Annotated in this window: 17 protein-coding genes, 1 tRNA gene and 1 pseudogene; 11 read left to right on the top strand and 8 right to left on the bottom strand. The window is 48.8% G+C overall.

All coding sequences use genetic code 11. The features are described 5' to 3' along the window. Window positions 1–12 precede the first annotated feature (12 nt). The 7 genes from hyaC (at window position 13) to cbdX (ending at window position 5,474) form a co-directional block, all read left to right on the top strand. The gene (gene hyaC, locus OGX89_RS17325; protein ID WP_032942451.1) at window positions 13–747 is read left to right on the top strand and encodes a Ni/Fe-hydrogenase b-type cytochrome subunit; all 735 of its coding nucleotides are present in this window, start codon (window positions 13–15) and stop codon (window positions 745–747) included. Then, window positions 744–1,325 carry a hydrogenase 1 maturation protease gene (gene hyaD / locus OGX89_RS17320; protein ID WP_279891989.1) on the top strand — a complete coding sequence of 194 codons (582 nt, stop codon included), beginning with the start codon at window positions 744–746 and terminating at the stop codon, window positions 1,323–1,325. Before hyaC ends, hyaD begins: the two co-directional genes overlap by 4 nt. Before the next feature lie 5 nt (window positions 1,326–1,330). After that, window positions 1,331–1,732, top strand: coding sequence for a hydrogenase-1 operon protein HyaE (gene hyaE, locus OGX89_RS17315; protein WP_279891991.1), 402 nt, complete (start codon window positions 1,331–1,333; stop codon window positions 1,730–1,732). After that, window positions 1,732–2,589, top strand: a complete 858-nt coding sequence (locus OGX89_RS17310; RefSeq protein WP_032934532.1) for a hydrogenase expression/formation protein — start codon at window positions 1,732–1,734, stop codon at window positions 2,587–2,589. Before hyaE ends, OGX89_RS17310 begins: the two co-directional genes overlap by 1 nt. 89 nt (window positions 2,590–2,678) lie before the next feature. Next, window positions 2,679–4,223, top strand: a complete 1,545-nt coding sequence (gene appC / locus OGX89_RS17305; protein ID WP_218667618.1) for a cytochrome bd-II oxidase subunit 1 — start codon at window positions 2,679–2,681, stop codon at window positions 4,221–4,223. A gap of 11 nt (window positions 4,224–4,234) precedes the next feature. Beyond that, on the top strand, window positions 4,235–5,371 hold the full coding sequence (gene appB / locus OGX89_RS17300; RefSeq protein WP_279891996.1) for a cytochrome d ubiquinol oxidase subunit II: 1,137 nt from the start codon (window positions 4,235–4,237) through the stop codon (window positions 5,369–5,371). A gap of 13 nt (window positions 5,372–5,384) precedes the next feature. Next, on the top strand, window positions 5,385–5,474 hold the full coding sequence (gene cbdX / locus OGX89_RS17295) for a cytochrome bd-II oxidase subunit CbdX (RefSeq protein ID WP_003830863.1): 90 nt from the start codon (window positions 5,385–5,387) through the stop codon (window positions 5,472–5,474). 52 nt (window positions 5,475–5,526) lie between these two features. On the opposite strand, the gene OGX89_RS17290 is transcribed toward cbdX, so the two are convergent. Together OGX89_RS17290 and pdxR are read right to left on the bottom strand one after the other, a co-directional pair. After that, a complete protein-coding gene (locus tag OGX89_RS17290; RefSeq protein ID WP_191221789.1) occupies window positions 5,527–6,240 on the bottom strand; it encodes a GNAT family N-acetyltransferase in 714 nt (237 codons plus the stop codon). Between the two features lie 192 nt (window positions 6,241–6,432). After that, window positions 6,433–7,902, bottom strand: a pseudogene (gene pdxR / locus OGX89_RS17285) (MocR-like pyridoxine biosynthesis transcription factor PdxR). 124 nt (window positions 7,903–8,026) lie between these two features. Between pdxR and OGX89_RS17280 the strand changes: the two are divergent. From OGX89_RS17280 to OGX89_RS17265, 4 genes are all read left to right on the top strand, one after another. Next, window positions 8,027–8,476 (top strand): GNAT family N-acetyltransferase, encoded by a 450-nt coding sequence (locus OGX89_RS17280; protein WP_279892002.1) that lies wholly within the window; start codon window positions 8,027–8,029, stop codon window positions 8,474–8,476. Between the two features lie 167 nt (window positions 8,477–8,643). Next, a complete protein-coding gene (locus tag OGX89_RS17275; RefSeq protein WP_164563075.1) occupies window positions 8,644–9,648 on the top strand; it encodes a LacI family DNA-binding transcriptional regulator in 1,005 nt (334 codons plus the stop codon). Window positions 9,649–9,801: 153 nt separating this feature from the next. After that, the gene (gene nhaC / locus OGX89_RS17270) at window positions 9,802–11,253 is read left to right on the top strand and encodes a Na+/H+ antiporter NhaC (RefSeq protein ID WP_286560841.1); all 1,452 of its coding nucleotides are present in this window, start codon (window positions 9,802–9,804) and stop codon (window positions 11,251–11,253) included. 12 nt (window positions 11,254–11,265) lie between these two features. Continuing rightward, on the top strand, window positions 11,266–12,447 hold the full coding sequence (locus OGX89_RS17265; RefSeq protein WP_279892010.1) for a MalY/PatB family protein: 1,182 nt from the start codon (window positions 11,266–11,268) through the stop codon (window positions 12,445–12,447). Between the two features lie 209 nt (window positions 12,448–12,656). Here the strand turns inward: OGX89_RS17265 and OGX89_RS17260 are convergent. From OGX89_RS17260 to OGX89_RS17235, 6 genes are all read right to left on the bottom strand, one after another. Beyond that, a tRNA-Thr gene (locus OGX89_RS17260) sits at window positions 12,657–12,732 on the bottom strand. A gap of 165 nt (window positions 12,733–12,897) precedes the next feature. Beyond that, window positions 12,898–13,362: a methyltransferase family protein gene (locus OGX89_RS17255; protein WP_126957814.1), complete on the bottom strand. Its 465-nt coding sequence runs from the start codon at window positions 13,360–13,362 to the stop codon at window positions 12,898–12,900. Between the two features lie 265 nt (window positions 13,363–13,627). Further along, the gene (locus OGX89_RS17250) at window positions 13,628–15,076 is read right to left on the bottom strand and encodes an EAL domain-containing protein (RefSeq protein ID WP_126957812.1); all 1,449 of its coding nucleotides are present in this window, start codon (window positions 15,074–15,076) and stop codon (window positions 13,628–13,630) included. A 517-nt stretch (window positions 15,077–15,593) separates the two neighbouring features. Further along, window positions 15,594–16,289, bottom strand: a complete 696-nt coding sequence (locus OGX89_RS17245) for a fimbrial biogenesis chaperone (RefSeq protein WP_126957810.1) — start codon at window positions 16,287–16,289, stop codon at window positions 15,594–15,596. Then, window positions 16,286–17,902: a fimbrial adhesin EcpD family protein gene (locus OGX89_RS17240; protein WP_063941998.1), complete on the bottom strand. Its 1,617-nt coding sequence runs from the start codon at window positions 17,900–17,902 to the stop codon at window positions 16,286–16,288. Before OGX89_RS17240 ends, OGX89_RS17245 begins: the two co-directional genes overlap by 4 nt. Before the next feature lie 4 nt (window positions 17,903–17,906). Further along, window positions 17,907–20,399: a CS1-pili formation C-terminal domain-containing protein gene (locus tag OGX89_RS17235; protein ID WP_126957808.1), complete on the bottom strand. Its 2,493-nt coding sequence runs from the start codon at window positions 20,397–20,399 to the stop codon at window positions 17,907–17,909. Window position 20,400: the final 1 nt, after the last annotated feature.

The raw sequence follows: 20,400 nt of genomic DNA, 5'->3' as shown, positions 1-20,400 counted from the left end.
AGGAACGGAACGATGACTGGAAAAACATCCCCACGCGTCGGGGAGGCGCGTGATACCGCCACCAGCCACTATGTGTTTGAAGCGCCAGTACGCTTGTGGCACTGGCTGACAGTGGGCTGCATGTTGGTGTTGATGGTGACCGGATACTTCATTGGCCGACCGCTGCCGTCGGTCAGCGGTGAGGCCACTTATCTGTTCTACATGGGCGACATCCGGCTGGTGCATTTCGCCGCCGCCATGGTATTCACGGTGATACTGCTGATGCGCATTTACTGGGCCTTCGTCGGTAACCGCTATTCACGCGAACTGTTTATCGTGCCGGTCTGGCGGCGCAGCTGGTGGCAGGGTGCGTATTCTGTGGTGCGTTGGTATCTGTTTCTGGAAAAAAAACCGGGAGATGATATCGGTCATAACCCCATCGCGCAGGCGGCGATGTGCGGTTATTTCCTGCTTTCCGTTTTTATGATCCTCACCGGTTTTGCCTTATACAGCGAACATAGCCAGTACGCCATTTTTACCCCTTTCCGCTATGTGACGGAGTTTTTCTACTGGACCGGCGGAAACTCTCTCGATATCCACAGCTGGCATCGGTTAGGGATGTGGTTCATCGCCGCCTTCATCGTAGGCCATGTGTATATGGCGATTCGTGAGGACATCATGTCTGACGAGACCGTCATCTCAACCATGATTAACGGCTTTCGTAGCCATAAATTTCCCAAAGGCCAGCACGATAAGGAGGCGTCATGAGCGAACCTAACGTCATCGTGATGGGCTTAGGCAACCTGCTGTGGGCAGATGAAGGGTTTGGTATTCGCCTCGCTGAGCGCCTGTACGCCCATTATCACTGGCCAGAATCGGTAGAGATTGTTGACGGCGGCACGCAGGGACTGAATCTGCTGGGCTACGTTGAGCAGGCCAGCCATTTGCTGCTGCTTGACGCCATCGACTACGGGCTCGCACCAGGCACCCTGCAAACTTACGCCGGAGACAAAGTCCCGAGCTACCTCAGCGCCAAAAAAATGAGTCTGCATCAGAACAGCTTCTCTGAAGTGCTGGCTCTGGCGGATATTCGCGGCCATCTCCCCACGCACATCGCTCTGGTGGGACTACAGCCGGTACAGCTGGACGACTATGGCGGCAGCCTGACCGACATCGCGCGCGCTCAGCTCCCGGCGGCAGAACAGGCCGCGCTTACGCAACTGGCCGCGTGGGGCATTGCGCCACAAACAAGCGATGAAACACGTTGCCTGAACTATGAATGTCTGTCGATGGAAAACTATGAAGGCGTGCGTATTCGCCAGTATCGCGTAACGCTGGAGAGATAATTAACATGTTGAATGACCAACCGTTTTCTGCGCTATGGCAGCGAATGCTGGCCAGGGGCTGGCAACCGCTGAGCGCATCTGAACTGGATGACTGGATAACCCGCGTGCGTGATGGCGTGGTCCTGCTCAGTAGCGATCCTCGCCGTACACCGGAAGTCAGCGATAACCCGGTCATGATTGCCGAGTTGCTCCGCGAGTTTCCCCAGTTTGACTGGCACATCGCCATGGCGGATCTTGAACACAGCGAGGCGATCGGCGATCGCTTTGGCGTGTTCCGTTTTCCGGCTACCCTGGTGTTTACCCAGGGTGAGCTGCGCGGCATTCTCAGCGGTATCCACCCGTGGGCCGACCTGCTCAACCTGATGCGTCCCTTCGTTGAAGAACGTATACCGCCGGAGTCTGCATGATGAGCGATTCCTTTTTTCATCTGCTGGGGCCAGGAACGCAGCCGGGTGATGACAGCTTCAGCATGAACCCCTTGCCCCTCACCTGCCAGGTCAACAGCGACCCCAGCATGGCAACACTGGAAAACTGCCCGCACAGCCCGGCGGTGATGGCATTGTTAGCCGATGTGCGCCACCAGCTCACCCAGAGAATTCCCGCTAAACAGGACGTACTGGGATGGGATTTATCCGCGCTCAATGCAGACGATCTCACCTTTCTGAATACGCTACTTGGCGAAGGCGAAGTTTCCGTGCGCATTCAGCATGCTGACGGCAGGGCGAGCGAGATTCAGGAGTCGATTTTCTGCGGTATCTGGCGGGTGCGTAGTCAGAATAACAAGGGGCAATGGCAGGAACATCTGGAAGCAGGCAGCGCACCACGGGCGCTGTGGCAGGCGGCAACAATCAATACGCTGCCGGACGATAGCCTGCTGCCTCCGCCTATAGATGGGTTGATGAATGGCCTGACGCTGGCCCAGGAACTGCTGGCGCACGTGCGCGATCCGGCAGCGCAACCCCATAGCATTAACCTCACCCAACTGCCGATTAGCGACGCGGATCGCCTGTTCCTTGCCCGCCTGTGCGGCGAAGGGCACATTCAAATCCGCACCATCGGCTACGGCGAGAGCCAAATCGACGCCACGGCGCTGCGCCATGTCTGGCATGTTCGCTGTCTGGATACCCTGAAAGGGCTTCTGCTTGAGAGTTATGAGATCTGTCCGTTGCCGGAACTGGTGTTGGCCGCACCGGAAGATCTGCTCGACTCGCTCGAGCGCCTGGATGAAGTCTGCGGCTGGCTGGGATCCGGCCCGCCTGCCTGATCCCCCTCTTTAGACCCGCGTACTTTTCTACTGCGGGTCTGGCGTTTTCTTCCTTACCTATTCACTCTCTAATGCCTGATGGAGTTAGCATGTGGGACGTCATTGACCTATCGCGCTGGCAGTTTGCGCTGACCGCGCTGTACCATTTTCTGTTTGTTCCCCTGACGCTGGGGCTGATTTTTTTGCTGGCCATCATGGAAACCCTGTTCGTGGTGACCGGCAAAACAGTCTACCGCGACATGACGCGTTTCTGGGGAAAGCTATTCGGTATTAACTTTGCGCTCGGCGTGGCAACCGGCCTGACCATGGAGTTTCAGTTCGGTACTAACTGGTCGCTCTATTCCAACTATGTGGGTGATATTTTCGGTGCCCCGCTGGCGATGGAAGCCTTGATGGCCTTCTTTCTTGAATCCACCTTCGTGGGGCTGTTCTTCTTCGGCTGGCAGCGCTTAAACAAGTATCAGCATTTACTGGTAACCTGGCTGGTCGCGTTTGGCTCTAACATCTCAGCCCTGTGGATCCTCAACGCCAACGGCTGGATGCAATATCCAACAGGCGCTCACTTTAATATTGATACCCTGCGCATGGAGATGAGCAGCTTTAGCGAGCTGGTCTTTAACCCCGTCAGCCAGGTGAAATTTGTGCATACCGTGATGTCCGGTTATGTCACAGGTGCCATGTTTGTGATGTCTATTAGCGCCTGGTATTTGCTGCGTGGTCGCAATCGCGAGTTCGCCCGGCGCTCCTTCGCGGTGGGTTCCGTCTTTGGCACGCTGGCTATCCTCGGCACGCTACAACTGGGTGATAGCTCAGCCTATGAGGTCGCCCAGCTCCAGCCGGTAAAACTGGCGGCAATGGAGGGCGAATGGCAAACCGAACCGGCCCCCGCGCCCTTTCATGTCATCGCCTGGCCGCAGCAGGAGCAAGAACGTAACGCCTTCGCGGTGAAGATACCGGCCCTGCTGGGTATTCTGGCGACCCACTCTTTAGATACGCCGGTTCCGGGGCTGAAAAACCTGATGGCGGACGCGCTCCCCCGCCTGCAGCGAGGCCGGGAGGCGTGGTTACTGATGCAGGAAATTGCCAAAGGTAACCGCACGCCTCAGGTACTGAACGCTTTTCACGCTATGGAGAAAGATCTGGGTTACGGCATCCTGCTGGCGAACTACGCGCCTGATATGAACCACGTTACACCAGCGCAATATCAGGCCGCGCAACGCGGCGCCATTCCGCAAGTGGCCCCCGTGTTCTGGAGCTTTCGCATTATGATTGCATGCGGTTCGCTGCTGCTACTGGTGATGGCGATTGCGTTGATACAGACCTTACGCTGGCGTATCGACCAGCATCGCTGGGTACTGCGCATGACGCTGTGGAGCCTGCCGCTCCCGTGGATTGCCATCGAAGCGGGCTGGTTTATGACGGAGTTTGGCCGTCAGCCGTGGGCGATTCAGGATATTTTGCCGACCTGGTACGCCCACTCCGCGTTAAGCGCAGGTCAGCTGGCCTTCTCGATGGGGCTAATTCTCACGCTTTACACCCTGTTTTTAATTGCTGAGGTCTACCTGATGCAGAAATACGCGCGCCTTGGCCCAGATGCAATGCAAAACCAGCAACCAGCGCAACAACAGGGATAAAGGAGACAATCATGTTGGATTATGAAACGTTGCGGCTCATTTGGTGGCTGCTGATTGGCATCATTCTGGTGGCCTTTATGGTCACTGACGGGTTTGATATGGGGGTCGGCTGCCTGTTGCCGCTGATCGCGCGTAACGATGATGAGCGTCGGGTGTTAATCAATAGCGTCGGGGCGCACTGGGAAGGTAACCAGGTGTGGCTCATTCTGGCGGGCGGTGCATTATTCGCGGCCTGGCCGCGGGTCTATGCCGCCGCATTTTCGGGGTTTTATGTGGCGATGATCCTGGTGCTGTGCGCCCTTTTCTTTCGCCCGTTGGCCTTTGATTATCGCGGTAAAATTGCTAATGCACGCTGGCGCGTCATGTGGGACGCCGGGTTGGTTATTGGCAGCCTGGTCCCTCCTGTTATCTTCGGCGTCGCGTTTGGCAACCTGTTCTTGGGCGTGCCTTTTATCTTCACACCACAGCTTCATGTGCAATACCTGGGCACCTTCTGGCAGTTACTCTCACCCTTTGCCCTGCTGTGCGGCGCATTAAGCCTGATGCTGGTTATTCTGCAAGGGGGCGTGTGGCTCCAGTTGAAGACCGACGGCATTCTTCATCAACGCGCGCTTTCTACTACCCGTCGCAGCGCGATGCTGGTCGTGCTCTGCTTTCTGTTAGCCGGTTACTGGCTATGGACGGGGATCGACGGCTATGTGTTGCTTAGCCAGGATCCTAATGGTCCCTCCAACCCGCTATTAAAAATGGTAACTACCTCACCGGGCGCGTGGATGGCGCACTTTTATCAGTCACCACTGCTGTTAATTATTCCGCTGCTTGGCATGATTTTCCCGATGCTCGCGATCTATGCCTGCGGGCAACGTCGGGCCGTATGGGGATTTTTGTGCGCTTCACTGACCCAGGCCTGCGTGATCTTCACCGCCGGAATCACCCTGTTTCCGTTTGTGATGCCTTCAAGCGCGTATCCGCTCTCCAGCCTGACGGTGTGGGACAGTACCTCCAGCCAGATGACGCTCAGTATCATGCTGGTTATTGTGCTGATTTTTCTACCGATCGTTCTGCTTTATACCGTGTGGAGTTATTACAAAATGCTGGGACGAATCAATGTAGAAACGATCCGCCGCCACAATCACGAACTTTACTAGGGAGGACCGTACGATGTGGTATCTGTTTTGGTTTGTCGGCATTCTGCTGATGTGCGCACTCTCCACGCTGGCGCTGGTCTGGCTGGAGTCGCGGCAGAAATAATTCTGCGCGTACGCTACGCTTTCTGGCTCCCCGGTTTATTCGGGGAGCTTTTTTATCCCCTTTCCATCAGCTCTCCAAGGCGCTTTATCTGCCGTCCCTGGTTATCGAAATTACGCTCATCAAGCCACAAATCGTAGGCAGGACGGAGTGTTGGGTACTCTCCGTCGATGATTGAGTACCATGCGGTATCGCGATTTCGCCCACGGGTAACGATTGCCTGACGAAATATGCCTTCAAAACTGAAGCCAAAACGCTCTGCCGCCCCACGAGAAGGGGCGTTAAGGGCATCGCATTTCCATTCAAAACGGCGATAGCCCAGATCCTCAAAAACGTACTTTAAAAGTAATGAGATGACTTCCGTTGAGATTCGCGAACGTTTCATGCGTACGGAGTAGGAAACATGGCCAACCTCGATCACGCCATTTGCGGGATCAATCCGCATAAGAGCAAACGTACCAACAGGTTTCATACTGGTTAAATCGATCACGGCAAAATGCATCGGATCTGTCTGTTCTTCCGCCTTTTTTAAATAAACCTGGAAGGCATCAAAAGTTTCAAAAGGTCCGACCGCCAGATATGTCCAGTCACGACAATCGCTTGCTTCGCAGTACGCTTCATACAACTCTTTTGCATGGCGTTTGGCGTTAATGCGTTCAAGCTTACAATAGCGACCTGTAATTTGCTGAGCCTGTGGAAAGGGTGCGCCTTTCCAGTCAGACAAAGTCATACCTACGGGTTGTTGGAATTGATTAAAGACGCCCGGCATATCTGTACCCCTTACAAAACAGAACTAAACCAGCGCAGGGTATGATCAAACTGAGCGGCCCAAAAGAACCACAATGCGTGTTTTTAACGGATCCACACTATTTAATTGTACAAAAAGCAGGCTCTGCATTTTTACACGTAGCGAAAGAAACGTATTTACTGCATTAATGCTAATAGCGGAATAAATTATAATTTAAATAACCTGAGCCAAACGGCGAATCCCATCAACAATTGCCTCTACCGGATGATTTGCAAAACCAATCAAAATCCCCTGTCGTGAGACATCGCTTTGGTAATAACGACTTAGTGATAGTATTCCCATCCCTAGTAATCTGGCTTGCTCCTCAACTTCATTTCCGGTTAATCCGTTTTGTAGCCAGCACACAATATGGACGCCAGAGTCAGAAGGCTGCACAATCATTTTATCAGCCAGGTATTCTTGAATAGCATTCACCAGCGCAGTTCTTCTTTCATAGCATGCCTTACGAATTCGGCGCACATGACTGGCATAGTGACCATCCTCTATAAAACTCGCCATCACAGCCTGCTCAAGATAACTGGTGCCAAGATCGGAAAAATATTTCGTCACCATAATCTGTTCTTGTAAAACCGGCGGGACAACTAAAAAACCTAAACGAAATTCCGGGTACATCATTTTAGAAAATGTTCCGGCTTAGATTACGCGTTGATTCTGATCTAATCCTTGCAGAGCTTGTAAAGAACGGTCGGCATAACGGAACTCGCTATTATAGTCATCTTCAAATATCCATGCCTGATTCGACTTCGCCCATTCCAGCAACTCAAAACGCCGGGATAAACTTAACGTTCCACTTAATGGATATTGATCCGACGGGACGACATAGGCCAGCTTAGCGTCAGGAAAATGATCAATACCATAGCGGACGTTCATTCCCTCGCTATCTACCGGTACCGGCCTCACCATCGCGCCAACTGACATGAAGGCTCCGCGAGCGCCTTTGTAACCCGGGTCGTCCAGCCAAACGTCACTTCCTGCCGACAGCAATGCTCGTGCAGTAATGTTCAATGCCTGTTGAATACCATTTACGATGATTATCTGATCTTCGTTACAGTTCACTCCACGCGTTGTTTTAATGTAGCGGCAAACCGCTTTTCTCAAAGGAAGGTACCCGCAAGGATGAGTGTGAGCCCCCAGTTGATGCCGGGATTGTCTCCAGACACGTTGCAGTAGCTTTCCCCATAACGCATGCGGAAAGAGATCCGTACACCCGACACCAACCGCAAATAGGCGGTTCATGCCGCGCCCTTCATACTCATTTGACCACAAATCGCGAACAGGATTATTTCGGCTGTGAACCTGTTCATCAGGCGAGACGACGTCCCCCGACGCCATCTTTGGATAGCTATTGCTGATACTCCGATCCGGAATATTATGTGAGACATATGTTCCAGACCCTTTACGGGTCAGGATATACCCTTCATCTAATAGCCTGTCATAACCGGCGATCGCTGAGTTTCGTGAAATTGACATCATCTCGGACAATGCCCTGGTTGACGGCATTTTTGTTCCTGGCGGCAATCGCCCTTCGAGGATGTGATCGCGGAGGATGTGGTAAACCTGCTCCTTAACCGCGCCTTTTCCTAAAACAAATCCTTGAAATAAAGGCGCATTGTTTTTCTTCATTGTATTAACCTTTATACTAAAAGTGGATCCTATCAATATATCGAAAGTGTCTCTTTACGAGAATTTATAAAGTTCTTAGTATCATCATACTAACACATTACTCGTATAAAATATCAGGATATATATGACTAACATGAATACCGTTACTATTGAATGTGCAGAACAAAAAGACTACGCCAGCTGGCTTCCTTTATGGATAAACTATCAAACATTTTATCGCACTAAAATTTCAGATAAAGTAACAAAATTAACGTGGGAGCGTTTCCTTACCCCGAGCGAACCTGTTTATTGTGCTGTTGCCAAATATGATGGAAAAATAGTGGGACTGGTGCATTATCTCTTTCACCGTTCAACATGGGCAGAATCCAACTATTGCTATCTCGAAGATTTATTTGTTAGCGAAGAGGTACGTGGCCAACATATCGGTAAACAGCTTATCGAGTATGTCCAACAACAAGCCAAAAAACACCACGCGTCAAGATTATACTGGCATACGCATGAAACCAATCTCCGCGGACAACGACTGTATGACTGGGTGGCCAAAAAGAGCGGGATGATCGAATATCAAATGTAAGGATAATAATACTCAGGATAGTATTTAATTATTCAGTACTAAAAATAAACCTCTGAGTAGATATACTCAGAGGATGTCTCGGTGACAAATCCCCCCAACCTGAATAAGATAAGGAAAAAAACCAGCGATAAGCAAATTCTTAAGAATCAAAAAGGTAAAGAGCCAGCATGGCAACGATAAAGGATGTTGCAGAGTTAGCGGGAGTGTCCACCGCAACAGTTTCACGTGTTATTAATCAAACCGCATGGGTTGAACCCGTGACGCGTGAGCGTGTTGAAAAAGCCATGCGCGAACTGAACTATCATCGCAATGCCGCCGCAATTGCATTAGCGAAACGCAGCGGTGACATGCTCGGGTTATTGACCGGCAACCTTGCCGATCCCTTTTTTGCCAGGCTTGCCCGAGGCGTGGAAGAAGTATCACGCCAGCAGCAATTTCGGCTGATGGTATGCAGCGGTGGCCACGATGAAGGAATGGAAAAATCAGGACTCGATTTTCTGATAAACCAGGGCTGTGAAGCTATTGTGGTCCATGCCAGTAGGCTTTCTGAAAAGGAACTGTTGAGATATGCCGCTCATTTTCCTGCCATGGTGGTCGTGAACCGCTATATTGCCGGGATGGCCAACCGCTGCGTGTGGCTGGAAAATAGTCAAGCAGCTAAAACAGCCACGCTACATCTCCTGGAACAGGGGCACCGTTGTATTGCCTGCGTGACAAGTGATTTACCGATTATCGATCGCCGTGAGCGGCTGGAAGGTTATCGCCAGGCGCTGGCTGAATATGGCATTACGCCAGATAAAAACTGGGTGATTAGCGTGCCTTTCAATGAAGAGGGTGGCGAACGCGCTGCACACCAGCTGCTTAATTGCGGCATTCCTTTCACCGCAGCGGTGACGTTTAATGATGTAATGGCCGCCGGGATTATGCGCATCCTCCATCAGCAGGGAATTACACTTCCGCAGCAGCTTTCGATCGTTGGATTTGATGATGTGGTGATGGCCCGCTATCTCTACCCCGCACTGACAACAATGCATTATCCCGTTGAGCGCATGGCTCGCAGCGCTTCGCAGCTGGCGATACAGCTTTTTAAGGGCGCAACTCAGCGTCCCAGCGTGAATAGTTTCACTGCGGATTTAGTGATCCGCGATTCTGTTCTTCCCCCCTCTCTCTGAAATCAATGCGTAAATCGTCAAGCCCCTGAATTGTGACCGACTTCAAGTTTAACGTCTTCATGTAATCGCTTACATGAGGGCCAATGAGCGATCACAGTCAGGCAAAAGGGTGTTCTCTACTCTTGAGCGACCTTACAGACTGGAGATTCATGAATGAATGCCTCTCAAAATCAGAAAAAAACACTCTCATTTGGACTGGCAGTGATCCCTATTTTAGCCATGCTACTGCTGCTAATTATTGGCTACGGCATCATGGGGCTACGTATTGAGCCCTTGTTGCTATGTTCTGCTGCAGTCGCCGCGGGCATGGCCTGGTGGCAAGGGTATTGCTGGGAAGACATCATTAATTCGGTAGTTGATAAACTCGCCAAAGCAATGCCGGTGATCATGATTCTTATCTGTGTCGGCGGCCTGATTGGTACATGGATGTTCAGCGGCACCATCCCTTACATGGTGTACTGGGGACTTAAACTCATCAGCCCCGAATACATTCTTATCGCCGCCTTCTTTTTGACCAGCGTCGTATCGGTGTGTACCGGAACCTCCTGGGGTTCCGCCGGAACGGTTGGCGTAGCATTGATGGGCGTTGCCGCCGGACTGGATGTTTCGATGGCAGCAGCGGCAGGTGCCGTTGTTTCTGGCGCTTACTTCGGTGACAAGATATCGCCACTGTCAGACTCCACCAACTTTGCGGCCATTGTTGCAGATACCACCCTTTTCGAGCATATCCAGCACTTATTGTGGACCACTATTCCCAGCTTTCTGCTTGCCGCCGTGGTTTATCTTATTGCCGGCCACAGCAATATGCTGGGCGAGGTCGCCACGCCGCAACGGGTTACCGATATTGTCAGCGCTCTGGAGTCGCTATACCACTTCAATATCATTCTGATTTTGCCACCGGTTATTGTGTTGTGGGGCGCGATTCGTAAAAAGCCGGTCATTCCTTTAATGCTGAGTGCATGCGTATTAGCCCTGATTCTGGGCGTTGTCATGCAAGGACTCAGCATCAAGCAGGGACTGGATGCCTTTATAGATGGATTCAACATTACTATGTTCCCGCAAGGGAGTGAGGGCATTATTGCTGATGTTCCGCGCCTGCTGAACCGCGGCGGAATGTTCTCAATGATGAGCACTATCCTTCTGGTATTTTGCGCATTCTCTTTTGCCGGTGCCTTAACGTTAACCGGCGCGCTCAACATTATCATTAACCGCTTACTGACGGTCATTCACAGTGTCGGTCAGTTAATTGCGGCAACCATTGGTACCACCCTTCTGGTGACCGGAGCCACAAGCGACGGCAAGCTGGCTCTTCTGGTTCCAGCTGAACTGTTTAAAAACGCATACCGTCGTATGGGACTGGATACCAAAAATCTGTCCCGCACCATTGAAGACGCTGGCACCGTTATTGAGCCGTTGTTGCCGTGGACAGCTGCCGGAGTTTATATGGCCACGACATTAGGAGTGAGCACGCTGGATTTATTGCCATGGGCGATTCAGTGCTATGCCGCAATCTTCTTCGCCTTGATTTACGGTTTCACGGGAATCGGTATTGCGGAGGCGCCTTCAGTGGCAGAAACAGAAAAAAATATCACGGCAACAGAATAGGGAGAGCATGTAATGGATTTTAATAAGATTATCGATCGCCACGATACCGCCTCGCTGAAATGGGACTTTATGGCGCGATATTTCGGCGAGGATACACATCAACTGTTGCCAATGTGGGTGTCTGATTTTGACTTTACTTGCCCGCCCGCTGTTCAGGAGGCTTTAACTCACCGCGTAGGGCACGGTATTTTTGGTTACAGCGAACGACCACAAAGCTACTTTGATTCATTAATTTCATGGTTCTCAACCCGGCATCAGCTGGAAATCAAGCAAGAGTGGATCTGCAGTATTGAAGGTGTTGTTCCGGGATTATCGCTACTCGTACAAATGCTGAGTCAACTCGGTGAAGGCGTGGTCGTTCAGGGGCCTTATTATGGTTCATTCGCAAAAATTATCTCTCTGAACGGCAGACAGCTGCTGGAAAATCCGTTGAATGAGGACCCGGCTACCGGTTATCAAATGGATTTTGCTCACCTGGAAATGTTATTCCGGACTGAACGTCCGCCGTTGATGATTTTATGTAATCCGCATAATCCAACCGGTCGTTGTTGGACTGCACCAGAGCTGGAACAGCTACTTACGCTATGCGAGACCTATGATGTGACGTTGCTGTCTGATGAGATATGGGCAGATTTATTGCTTCCTGGAGAACAATTCACTTCAGTTCTGCATCTGGGAGAACGCTGGCATTCGCGTGTAATTTCAGCTACTTCAGCCAGTAAAACGTTTGGTTTGTCGACATTGCGTATTGCTAATTTTCTGATACCGGCACCGGCATTGCGTGAACACTTTTTACGCCGTCTGGATGCGCATGGACTGGATGTATTCAATGCGCTATCCGTCGAAGCGAGTACGGCAGCATGGCAACATGGTGCGCCATGGTTAGACGAGTTACTTGGCTATCTGGCTGAAAATCGACGCTGGTTTATTCAACAAATTGATGAATATCTCCCATGGGCTCGGGTTGTTCCTTCCCAGGCAACGTATCTACTGTGGATAGATTGCAAAGCGCTTGGACTGGATGATGAGCAGCTCAAATGGGTAATGCTTGATGTTGCCGGTATTGCGCCTTCAATGGGAAATGGCTTTGGTCCTGCTGGAAATGGTTTTATCCGCCTGAACATGGGATGTCCACGCGCCTACCTCGAAAAAGCGGTAGAGGGCTTAAAGCGTATTGCATTTACATCCTGCTGAATCTGCTCAGTAAACGAATCGGCCCTGGCACAGGGCCGCTCGATATTATCAGCCATTTCGACGAGGCCTGATTAACGGGCTCTGAACTACCAACCAAGAATGGCGATGCGGAGAACGTGGTGCAGGTTACCCGGAAGATAATATGCGCGCTGAAAACCGCAGTAAACGGGGTTTGCGTTGATTTCGGTAGACCTGGGAAGAGTTTGAAATGGTGCCGATAATAGGAGTCGAACCTACGACCTTCGCATTACGAATGCGCTGCTCTACCAACTGAGCTATATCGGCCCTGATAAGGACGTGCCCATGAATGTGAACACGGGGTAGAAGGTTAAAACTAACCGGACTGTGCGTCAATGGCCTTGCGAATCAAACGCCTATTTTTGCATCATCCGCATTCAATTACGCACAAATCGTGTCGTCACAGGCTTCCTGGTACGCGGCAAGGGAATTCTATAACCAGCGGCGAACACGCTGCTCATAGCGTATCCATTCCGGCCCGAAATGTTTTCGTAGTTGTTCCTCTTCAAAATCAATATGTAATCTGGCAACCACCAGCATAAACAGCGGTCCAGCCAATATTCCAATCAAGCTACCGACGTAAAGAGCAAAAGCTAACTGAAGTCCACTCATTCCAAGATAGATTGGATTGCGGCTCAAGGCGTAACATCCGCCAGTAACAAGCGTGGTCGATTTCTCTGCATGCAGCGGGTTTAGCGTCGTACGTTTCTTCCGCATCTGCCACGCGGTATGCAGTATCATCGCCAGACTGACGCTAGCCAACAATGCACTTATCACGATAGTCACCGCGCCAAATGTGAAACGCGGTATCGCCGTCAACGCATCCGCGATGAGGAATAATAACAGGATGAGAGGTGGTGGAAGCCAGACTCTTAATTTTGTCAGGAAAGGACGCATGGCTACGGGCAAACCTCAGTACCTGTTTGATTAACGCTGATATCACTATAAATACCCCGTTTATGATACATAAACAAACGGTGCACACCTCACTATAGGACTTTTTACTTAATCAGACAGACAGGCAACGATGCAAAGACGCCCATACCAGAGGCGTCTGCCCCTGGTGTTCAGGAAAAAATCATGCTGCAGGCTATGTCAGCTCAGAGCACATACTCGTTTAAAGGTTTTACCCTTCATATGTAATAACCGTGTCAAAAAGGAATTACGTAGATAAAGGTGAATCCGACGCTGATTCAAACAAATCTACTGACTGCTGGTAATACCGGATAAAATCATTAAATGTCACTGGCGGTAGAAACTGATACCCCTGCAGATAGTCAACATTATTTTTTCCCAGCCATTGTTGCTGATAGTCATTTTCAACACCCTCTGCCACCGTACGTAACCCCAGAAGTCCTGAAAGGTGAGTAATTGACTCGAGCATAGGGATATATTGATCAACCTCTTTAATTTCCTTAATGAAGCTTTTATCAATTTTGATTACATCCAGGTCTAACTCATTGAGATAGCAGAGATTAGCGTATCCAGCACCAAAATCATCCAAAGCAAACAATACACCTTTATTTCGCAACGAGCGAATAAGTTCTTTGATTGCAGGAGTAATCGTGAACGTCTGGTTCTCTGTTATCTCTATCATCAATTTTATCGGAAGACCTTGCGTTATCTCCATAAAATTAAGGCATTCCCAATAGAATACAGGATTATTTAAACCTGACGGACTGACATTAAAAGAAACGAACAGAGTTTTATTAATACTCGCGCCTCCAGAGACCAGATTGCGCGCAACAGCGGTCATTAAATAGCTAGTTAACTCATTGATTAAACCACTTTTTTCAGCCAATGGAATAAACTCTCGCTGAGAAATAGCATAGTTATGTCCCTGTGGCCAACGAGCCAATACCTCAACTCCACAAACGTCGCCCCTGATATTCACGATGGGCTGAAAATAAGGAATGATCTCCTCATTCCTTATTGCCATACTCAGTCTACTAGTATCCGAAACATCATATGCGTCAGTGTAAACCGCATCCCCATTCACATTATTATTGATTATAGAACCTTCATTTAATAAATTATTTCGGGTTAAAAAGATAACAGTTTCATTAAAATTGGAAAAGCCGAGGCGAGCAGTAATTTTATCCCGATATCGATACACTGACTTAATTGTTAGCGAATTAGCAATACAGAAATCATGCAGTTTTTCTTTTGTGAATGATGAATACAGCATTTCTTCTTCAAATTCAGTCAAGTTAAAAGTAAACATCGGTGAATCTTTATTGACTTCCACTACTTTGTTAGGTGCCAATAAACTCTCTTTTAATTGAGCGATCAACTGCTCCGACAATTCCCCCCCATTGATAAAGGAATATTCTTCATATCCCCGATTAACTGGCAGGGTTTCGCACATCCGCAGAACAATACAGTGTATGTTGATGAACTGCGTACTGTTTCTCTGAAGCCATTTTTTGACCAATAATAATGGCAACCGGTTATCGATCACCAGCAAGCAGGACGGATATTGTGACATAACTGACTGCGTGCCAGAAATAAATGTCCGTGCATCGATCAATACCAGATTTGGTAACCATGCTTTTATTCCTGAAAAAAGGAAAGTATCATAACTGAGCAGAAAAATTTTTTTCGTATTCATAGTTATCACCAACTTGAATTTATGGCATAGCAGGTCCCTCGCTATATTCACGAGAGAATATACAACACCTTCGACCTCCAATAATCATAAGGCGATTCGTGATAAAACTTTATCCATAAGCCATATCACGTAAATTCAGAATTTATAATCACAGTTATCCATATGAGTATTCTCATCACACCGTAAGTTCCATTTAAAAATTGAAAAAGAAAAAACTCCATTTCTTAATCAGTACAAATCCCTTTACTCACTTTCACTTCATTACAAAACAAAAAGCTATAAATACAAAATTTACAAAACATATAACTACAGTGACCAGCAGAATAACATATTACCGTAGTTTATGCTGACCGACAAACTAAGAGAGGATGTCGTAGATCTTGTATTCATAAACATTTCCGGCAATATGCACGACATATTGTTTCATCGACTCTAAACTTAATGCTACGTTTTATAAAGCTAGTGACAGTATAGGTCCAATATATAATCTGGGCATATTGGCTCAGACCCAACACCTCTAATGATTAATTTTTGAGCAACCCTGACCCACGGGTAAATATTTCTGTAACGCTACGATAAATTTCCGGTTTTTTGTTTTCAACTCACTACTATGCCAGGTTTCCCCCGGTAACACATAACGCATGGTGGCTTCATCATCAGTTGAGTGACACCCCTGGTGTACGATAATTTTGAAAAAAGTATTCCCTGTGTTTTTCAACGTCCCGTTTATCTCATCAATGGTGTAGGCCAGGTTCATTTTCCTCGGACGAACGACCAATATGGTATCCATAGCGATCACCGGGAGAGCCTGTCCGCCTTTCCCTAGATTACGTTCGGTAAACAGCGTTATCGGCATTTCACGAAACAGTATTCGGTAATAGCGTTCTTTATCATCCTGCGGGCCACGATAGAAAATCTTAAAAAACTCACTTGCCTGCGGTGCCAGTGAAAAACTGAGCGGAGTAAACAAAAGTTCGCCTTCGGCAATAGCACTTCTGTTTTCACCTCCCGGTCCCGGTTTATCTATTTTAACTGCGCTAATACTGTACACGTTCTGTTTCTGGCTATCGTTATAGATTCGTTTACTGATAAATGATTTATCCGATGGCATCTCATAAATAGTCGACTCCAGGTAGACGGCCTGAGCGGAGAATACCGTTAGCCCGGAAAGCAAGATCAATATCCATCTTAGCGCCAAACGACAGTGGCTCATGGCGTCACGCCCACCCAATTCGCCGTCACTTTTATCTCTCCGCTGGCACTGACAACACCTTCCCAATCCGCACCGGAAACGGTCAACATCGAACGCGAATCATTCATTGGGAAAAGCAATTTTAAATCAGTCGCAAAGTAGCTTCCATCATCTGTATTATTTGCGTCCCAGGGCGTCTGTTGCCATTGCGCATCTCTCATGCTGATCGCCGCTTCACTACAGCTATTTCGTTTCTGTACCACGCCACCCGACTGACTGTTGTACTGAAGAAAGGCGGGAATTGGGACAGCTAACCCACCTTGCGTAGAGGTGAACAGGCAATAAGGCACATTGTTTATCGTCGTACTTTCCCCAATAACTTGTGCGGTAATGCTATCAGCCTGACGAGGCCCCGAAACCGTCACGGTGTAATCCATCTCAATCGGAGCAGTCTCGCCAATTGTGCCGCTGCCGCTTGCCGAGGTGCTGTTATCCGATGAGATAATACTGATCCCATATTCCTTTGGCACAATATTGAGCTGTAGCGAAGGGGTAAACTGGTAGTGTCCTGACTCTGGTGTTAAGCCATTATAAAAACCGAAGGTAAACGGCTGACTGTTGGTAATGCTGATCCCTGAATCAACAAGCTTCTTCAAAAATGCTTTTGACAGAAAAATATAAATGTATTCTCCAGATGTCGTAAAAACGTTGTAATAAGCAGTTGAAGTACCATAGTTATACCAGTTTGCACCATTCCCGGAGTATTTCACGGTGGCCGCTCCGGGCGTAAAACCAAGCATCGCCGTGTCGACAAAAGCGCGAAACGTCAAGGAGGCGGTCAGATTGGCCGTTTGTTGCAAGTTATAGCTCACCATTTTGCAAATCACACCGTCAGTACCGCCCACCACGCCAAGTTCACAATAACCAGAGTCTTTGGTGATGCTCGGCGTACCATCGCTGGCAACCCAAAGCTCCTGAAATGCGTTAGTCGAGACAAGTGACAGATGACCGCGTTTAGTTAACGTGTAATTGACGTAATTCCATGATCCTGTCGATTGGTCTTTGCACCGTTGCCCGGAAGAATAATCATAATTTACAGAAGTATAACAGCGGTTGAACACATAGGTTTCGCTGCTACCGGTTGGCACATTGCGGAAGTACTCATAAGCAGTATCGGTCAGGGAAGCGAATCCGTAGGCGCCACCAATAACGCCTGCGACAGAGCCGACCTGCGCATGATAAAAACCGTTTTTGTCAGTGCCCAATCCGGCAATAAACCCGGTTGATGGGCATTGAGTGCCACTATAACAACGGATTCCCCGGAAAGGCCCGTTAATCGGGGAGTTATCAATCCACATGTCCTGATAATAATATCCAGGCGCAGTCCAGCCGACAAAACCTAAATACCCGAGACTGACCTGAGAGGTACCGTATTTTATCCACGTATTTGACCCGCTGAAACGCGGATCAAGTGCCGATGGGGTAATAAAGTATTCACTATCAATGGCATTTTCGATAAACAAATAGTTATTACTGACTGATCCCGAAGAGATTGCATTCAACGCCAACGCAGGCACAGGTGAAAAACTCCCTACGGCACAGATTACAGTAGCTAATTTAATCAATACTTTCATTTTATTACCTCTGTGCCATCGTGGTTTGCGTTACACATTTCACATCGCCAACCCACGCAGCGCCGCGTGCTTTTTCCAGATCCAGATCGGCTTCACATACCCTGCCGTTGGCAGAAATTAACGTAATAACCGGATACTTTTTATCGATATCGATAGCAAACTCACCCTTTTCATCCGTACGCGTTTTACCGATGTGGTTATGGATATCGGTATTTGCAGCCAATTGTCCATCGGGATAACGAATGCGACCGAATACGGTGACCATGCTTTTCACTTCAGGGTTGATAACACCCACGTTACCCGGATATAGCGTCAACTCCTGTTTGCGTCCTGAAACAATATCGAAGCTGTCCTCAGAATTTTTATCATTGAGGATTTCCAGCTTGTACTGAGCATAGGGAGGCAGTGCAATGAAATTTGATTTACCGCTGAGAAGATAATTGCGGTTATTAATCTTCGCAGCCAGTTTCCCCTCGCCGGTCAAATCTGTTTTTACGATAACGCCAGAACGCTGCCTCTCTTTACTCAGACCGAAGTCTTTACCAGCCCACGCCAGAGAACCTTGGGAAGAGAAGTTCATATTGGTGGAGTTGTCAGCAGAACGCGTTACCGATACGGTGCCGGCGTTATATTTCGTGTCATAACTCAAATTGCCGTTTACCGAATAATTATTGTCATAATACTGTTCGCCGCTCAGACGCGTTGATGCCGATAATCCGACCGATTTAATCGGCCCTTCAGCATACTGTTTTCGTGCACTGAGATTACCCTGGGTACTACCATAGCGATCTCGGGAGACGCCCATGCTCAACCAGGTCGCCAACGGCAACGATAAGTCCAGGCTGACATAACGTTCCTGTCGCCCATCGTCATTTCGGTTGTTGTAGTAATAACGCTGAATACCTGCACGCAACCCAACCGTGGCATACCTGCCTGAATAAAGGGTCGTGTTGTAATCCAGATTACGGTATTTATTGCCTGAGTAACGATTCTCCGTCTGGCTCACGGTGAGCGAGCCGCCATGAGGAATAAACTTTCCAAGGTTAAGAGTTCCGCCAATGGAATAGTTATCACGTTCCTGCATGGGCAAGCGATCGCCAATTTTACTGTCTTCACGAGATGCCCAAAGGGAACCATATCCTTCAGGGACATTGAGATTGATGTTACTGATGTTTCGCCATGATGAATCGTTCGCTACCAACATCTGATTGCCAATACTGACGTATTCATTCACATTCAGCGTGACATCCGTTTCATTAACCGCATTGTTGTCAAAACCGTAGATCGTGGATTTCAGGCCCAGCCCCGACAATATCGCCAGCGTCACCGATGCGGCCCCCCCGGCAATCCAGGTCTGCTCATTACCCAAATCCTGATAGTGGTTACGCTTATAGCTCACCCGATCATAATCCAGCGAACCACCAAAAAACTGCCATGAGAGCTGATCAACTCCAGCAGCTTGTTGGCGAGCAAAGATCTTATTAACCCGGCTGACACGACTATTAATTGTCCGCCCATTGACCACGATATCTACCGTGACGTCGTAAACACCATACGGAAAGCGACTGGTATCAATTTCATAGCTGCCCATATTAAAGTTCTGCACGCTGAGTAAACGTCCATCGCGGAAGACATGAACCTCACCAGCGGCTGGCAAAAATACGGTAATCGGCGTGAGTGAAAGCGCGGTATTCTCAACAACCGTACTTCCTTTGTTCCCGTAGCTCACACCGTAAATTTTCCCACCATTCAGCGCATTCAGGCTGGCAATAGACTGGACATTCCATGTATCAAGCATCCCCAGCGCCAGTCGATACCCTTCATAATCGCGCTCATACATCGCACGATAAAGTTTACTGGTACCATTGCTGTCACCGATGCCGTAAAACGAACCGTTAACATTAATGTGGTGCTCCCGCAGCGATGTTGTATTGTCCATCGTCAGATAGCTGCGGGTACTGCTGCCATTTCGGTAATCGTTGTAGTAGGTACCAAAGTTGTAGTTCAGGACGTTAGACAGAGTTTCAACGCTGGAAGGTCCAAGCAAGCTACTGCGCGCGACAATCGCTTCAGTTAACGCATCTTTGCTGACAATCATCTCCAGGTGAAATGATGAGACATTAAGTTGCAGTCGAGCATCATCTGACAGTTCAATATTCGTATTATCGTGAAACTTTACATCACGGATTTTTTCCACTAACGCACGGGTTTTCTCGGATAACACAGCATTATTGGGCAATTCAGCAAGAGTCAGTGCTTTAACTGTAATATTGCCATCAACAAGCGAAATCACCGCATCGGCAATTTTTTGCTGACTTTTCTCATCAGTCTCGTTGTAACGTATATATACCGGCACCGTCATTCCCTGCTCCAGTGAACGGGCGAAAGCACTGGGAATAACGTAATTACCCACTTTTACTGGGGCTGCATGTGAAGTTCCTGGTGTCAGCGCAAGAAAAAGACAAATGCTACCGCCAACAATATATGTTGTTGTCATA

This window comes from Citrobacter sp. Cpo103 (assembly GCF_030332605.1).
GTDB classification, from domain to species: domain Bacteria; phylum Pseudomonadota; class Gammaproteobacteria; order Enterobacterales; family Enterobacteriaceae; genus Citrobacter; species Citrobacter portucalensis.
Note: the sequence above shows the minus strand (reverse complement) of the source record. Positions and strands in the feature narration are given on the sequence as shown.

Excerpts from the sequence above, each read along its gene's own strand:
- hyaC (WP_032942451.1), top strand. The coding sequence starts at position 13 with ATGACTGGAAAAACATCCCCACGCGTCGGGGAGGCGCGTGATACCGCC.
- hyaD (WP_279891989.1), top strand. The coding sequence starts at position 744 with ATGAGCGAACCTAACGTCATCGTGATGGGCTTAGGCAACCTGCTGTGG.
- hyaE (WP_279891991.1), top strand. The coding sequence starts at position 1,331 with ATGTTGAATGACCAACCGTTTTCTGCGCTATGGCAGCGAATGCTGGCC.
- OGX89_RS17310 (WP_032934532.1), top strand. The coding sequence starts at position 1,732 with ATGAGCGATTCCTTTTTTCATCTGCTGGGGCCAGGAACGCAGCCGGGT.
- appC (WP_218667618.1), top strand. The coding sequence starts at position 2,679 with ATGTGGGACGTCATTGACCTATCGCGCTGGCAGTTTGCGCTGACCGCG.
- appB (WP_279891996.1), top strand. The coding sequence starts at position 4,235 with ATGTTGGATTATGAAACGTTGCGGCTCATTTGGTGGCTGCTGATTGGC.
- cbdX (WP_003830863.1), top strand. The coding sequence starts at position 5,385 with ATGTGGTATCTGTTTTGGTTTGTCGGCATTCTGCTGATGTGCGCACTC.
- OGX89_RS17290 (WP_191221789.1), bottom strand. The coding sequence starts at position 6,240 with ATGCCGGGCGTCTTTAATCAATTCCAACAACCCGTAGGTATGACTTTG.
- OGX89_RS17280 (WP_279892002.1), top strand. The coding sequence starts at position 8,027 with ATGACTAACATGAATACCGTTACTATTGAATGTGCAGAACAAAAAGAC.
- OGX89_RS17275 (WP_164563075.1), top strand. The coding sequence starts at position 8,644 with ATGGCAACGATAAAGGATGTTGCAGAGTTAGCGGGAGTGTCCACCGCA.
- nhaC (WP_286560841.1), top strand. The coding sequence starts at position 9,802 with ATGAATGCCTCTCAAAATCAGAAAAAAACACTCTCATTTGGACTGGCA.
- OGX89_RS17265 (WP_279892010.1), top strand. The coding sequence starts at position 11,266 with ATGGATTTTAATAAGATTATCGATCGCCACGATACCGCCTCGCTGAAA.
- OGX89_RS17255 (WP_126957814.1), bottom strand. The coding sequence starts at position 13,362 with ATGCGTCCTTTCCTGACAAAATTAAGAGTCTGGCTTCCACCACCTCTC.
- OGX89_RS17250 (WP_126957812.1), bottom strand. The coding sequence starts at position 15,076 with ATGAATACGAAAAAAATTTTTCTGCTCAGTTATGATACTTTCCTTTTT.
- OGX89_RS17245 (WP_126957810.1), bottom strand. The coding sequence starts at position 16,289 with ATGAGCCACTGTCGTTTGGCGCTAAGATGGATATTGATCTTGCTTTCC.
- OGX89_RS17240 (WP_063941998.1), bottom strand. The coding sequence starts at position 17,902 with ATGAAAGTATTGATTAAATTAGCTACTGTAATCTGTGCCGTAGGGAGT.
- OGX89_RS17235 (WP_126957808.1), bottom strand. The coding sequence starts at position 20,399 with ATGACAACAACATATATTGTTGGCGGTAGCATTTGTCTTTTTCTTGCG.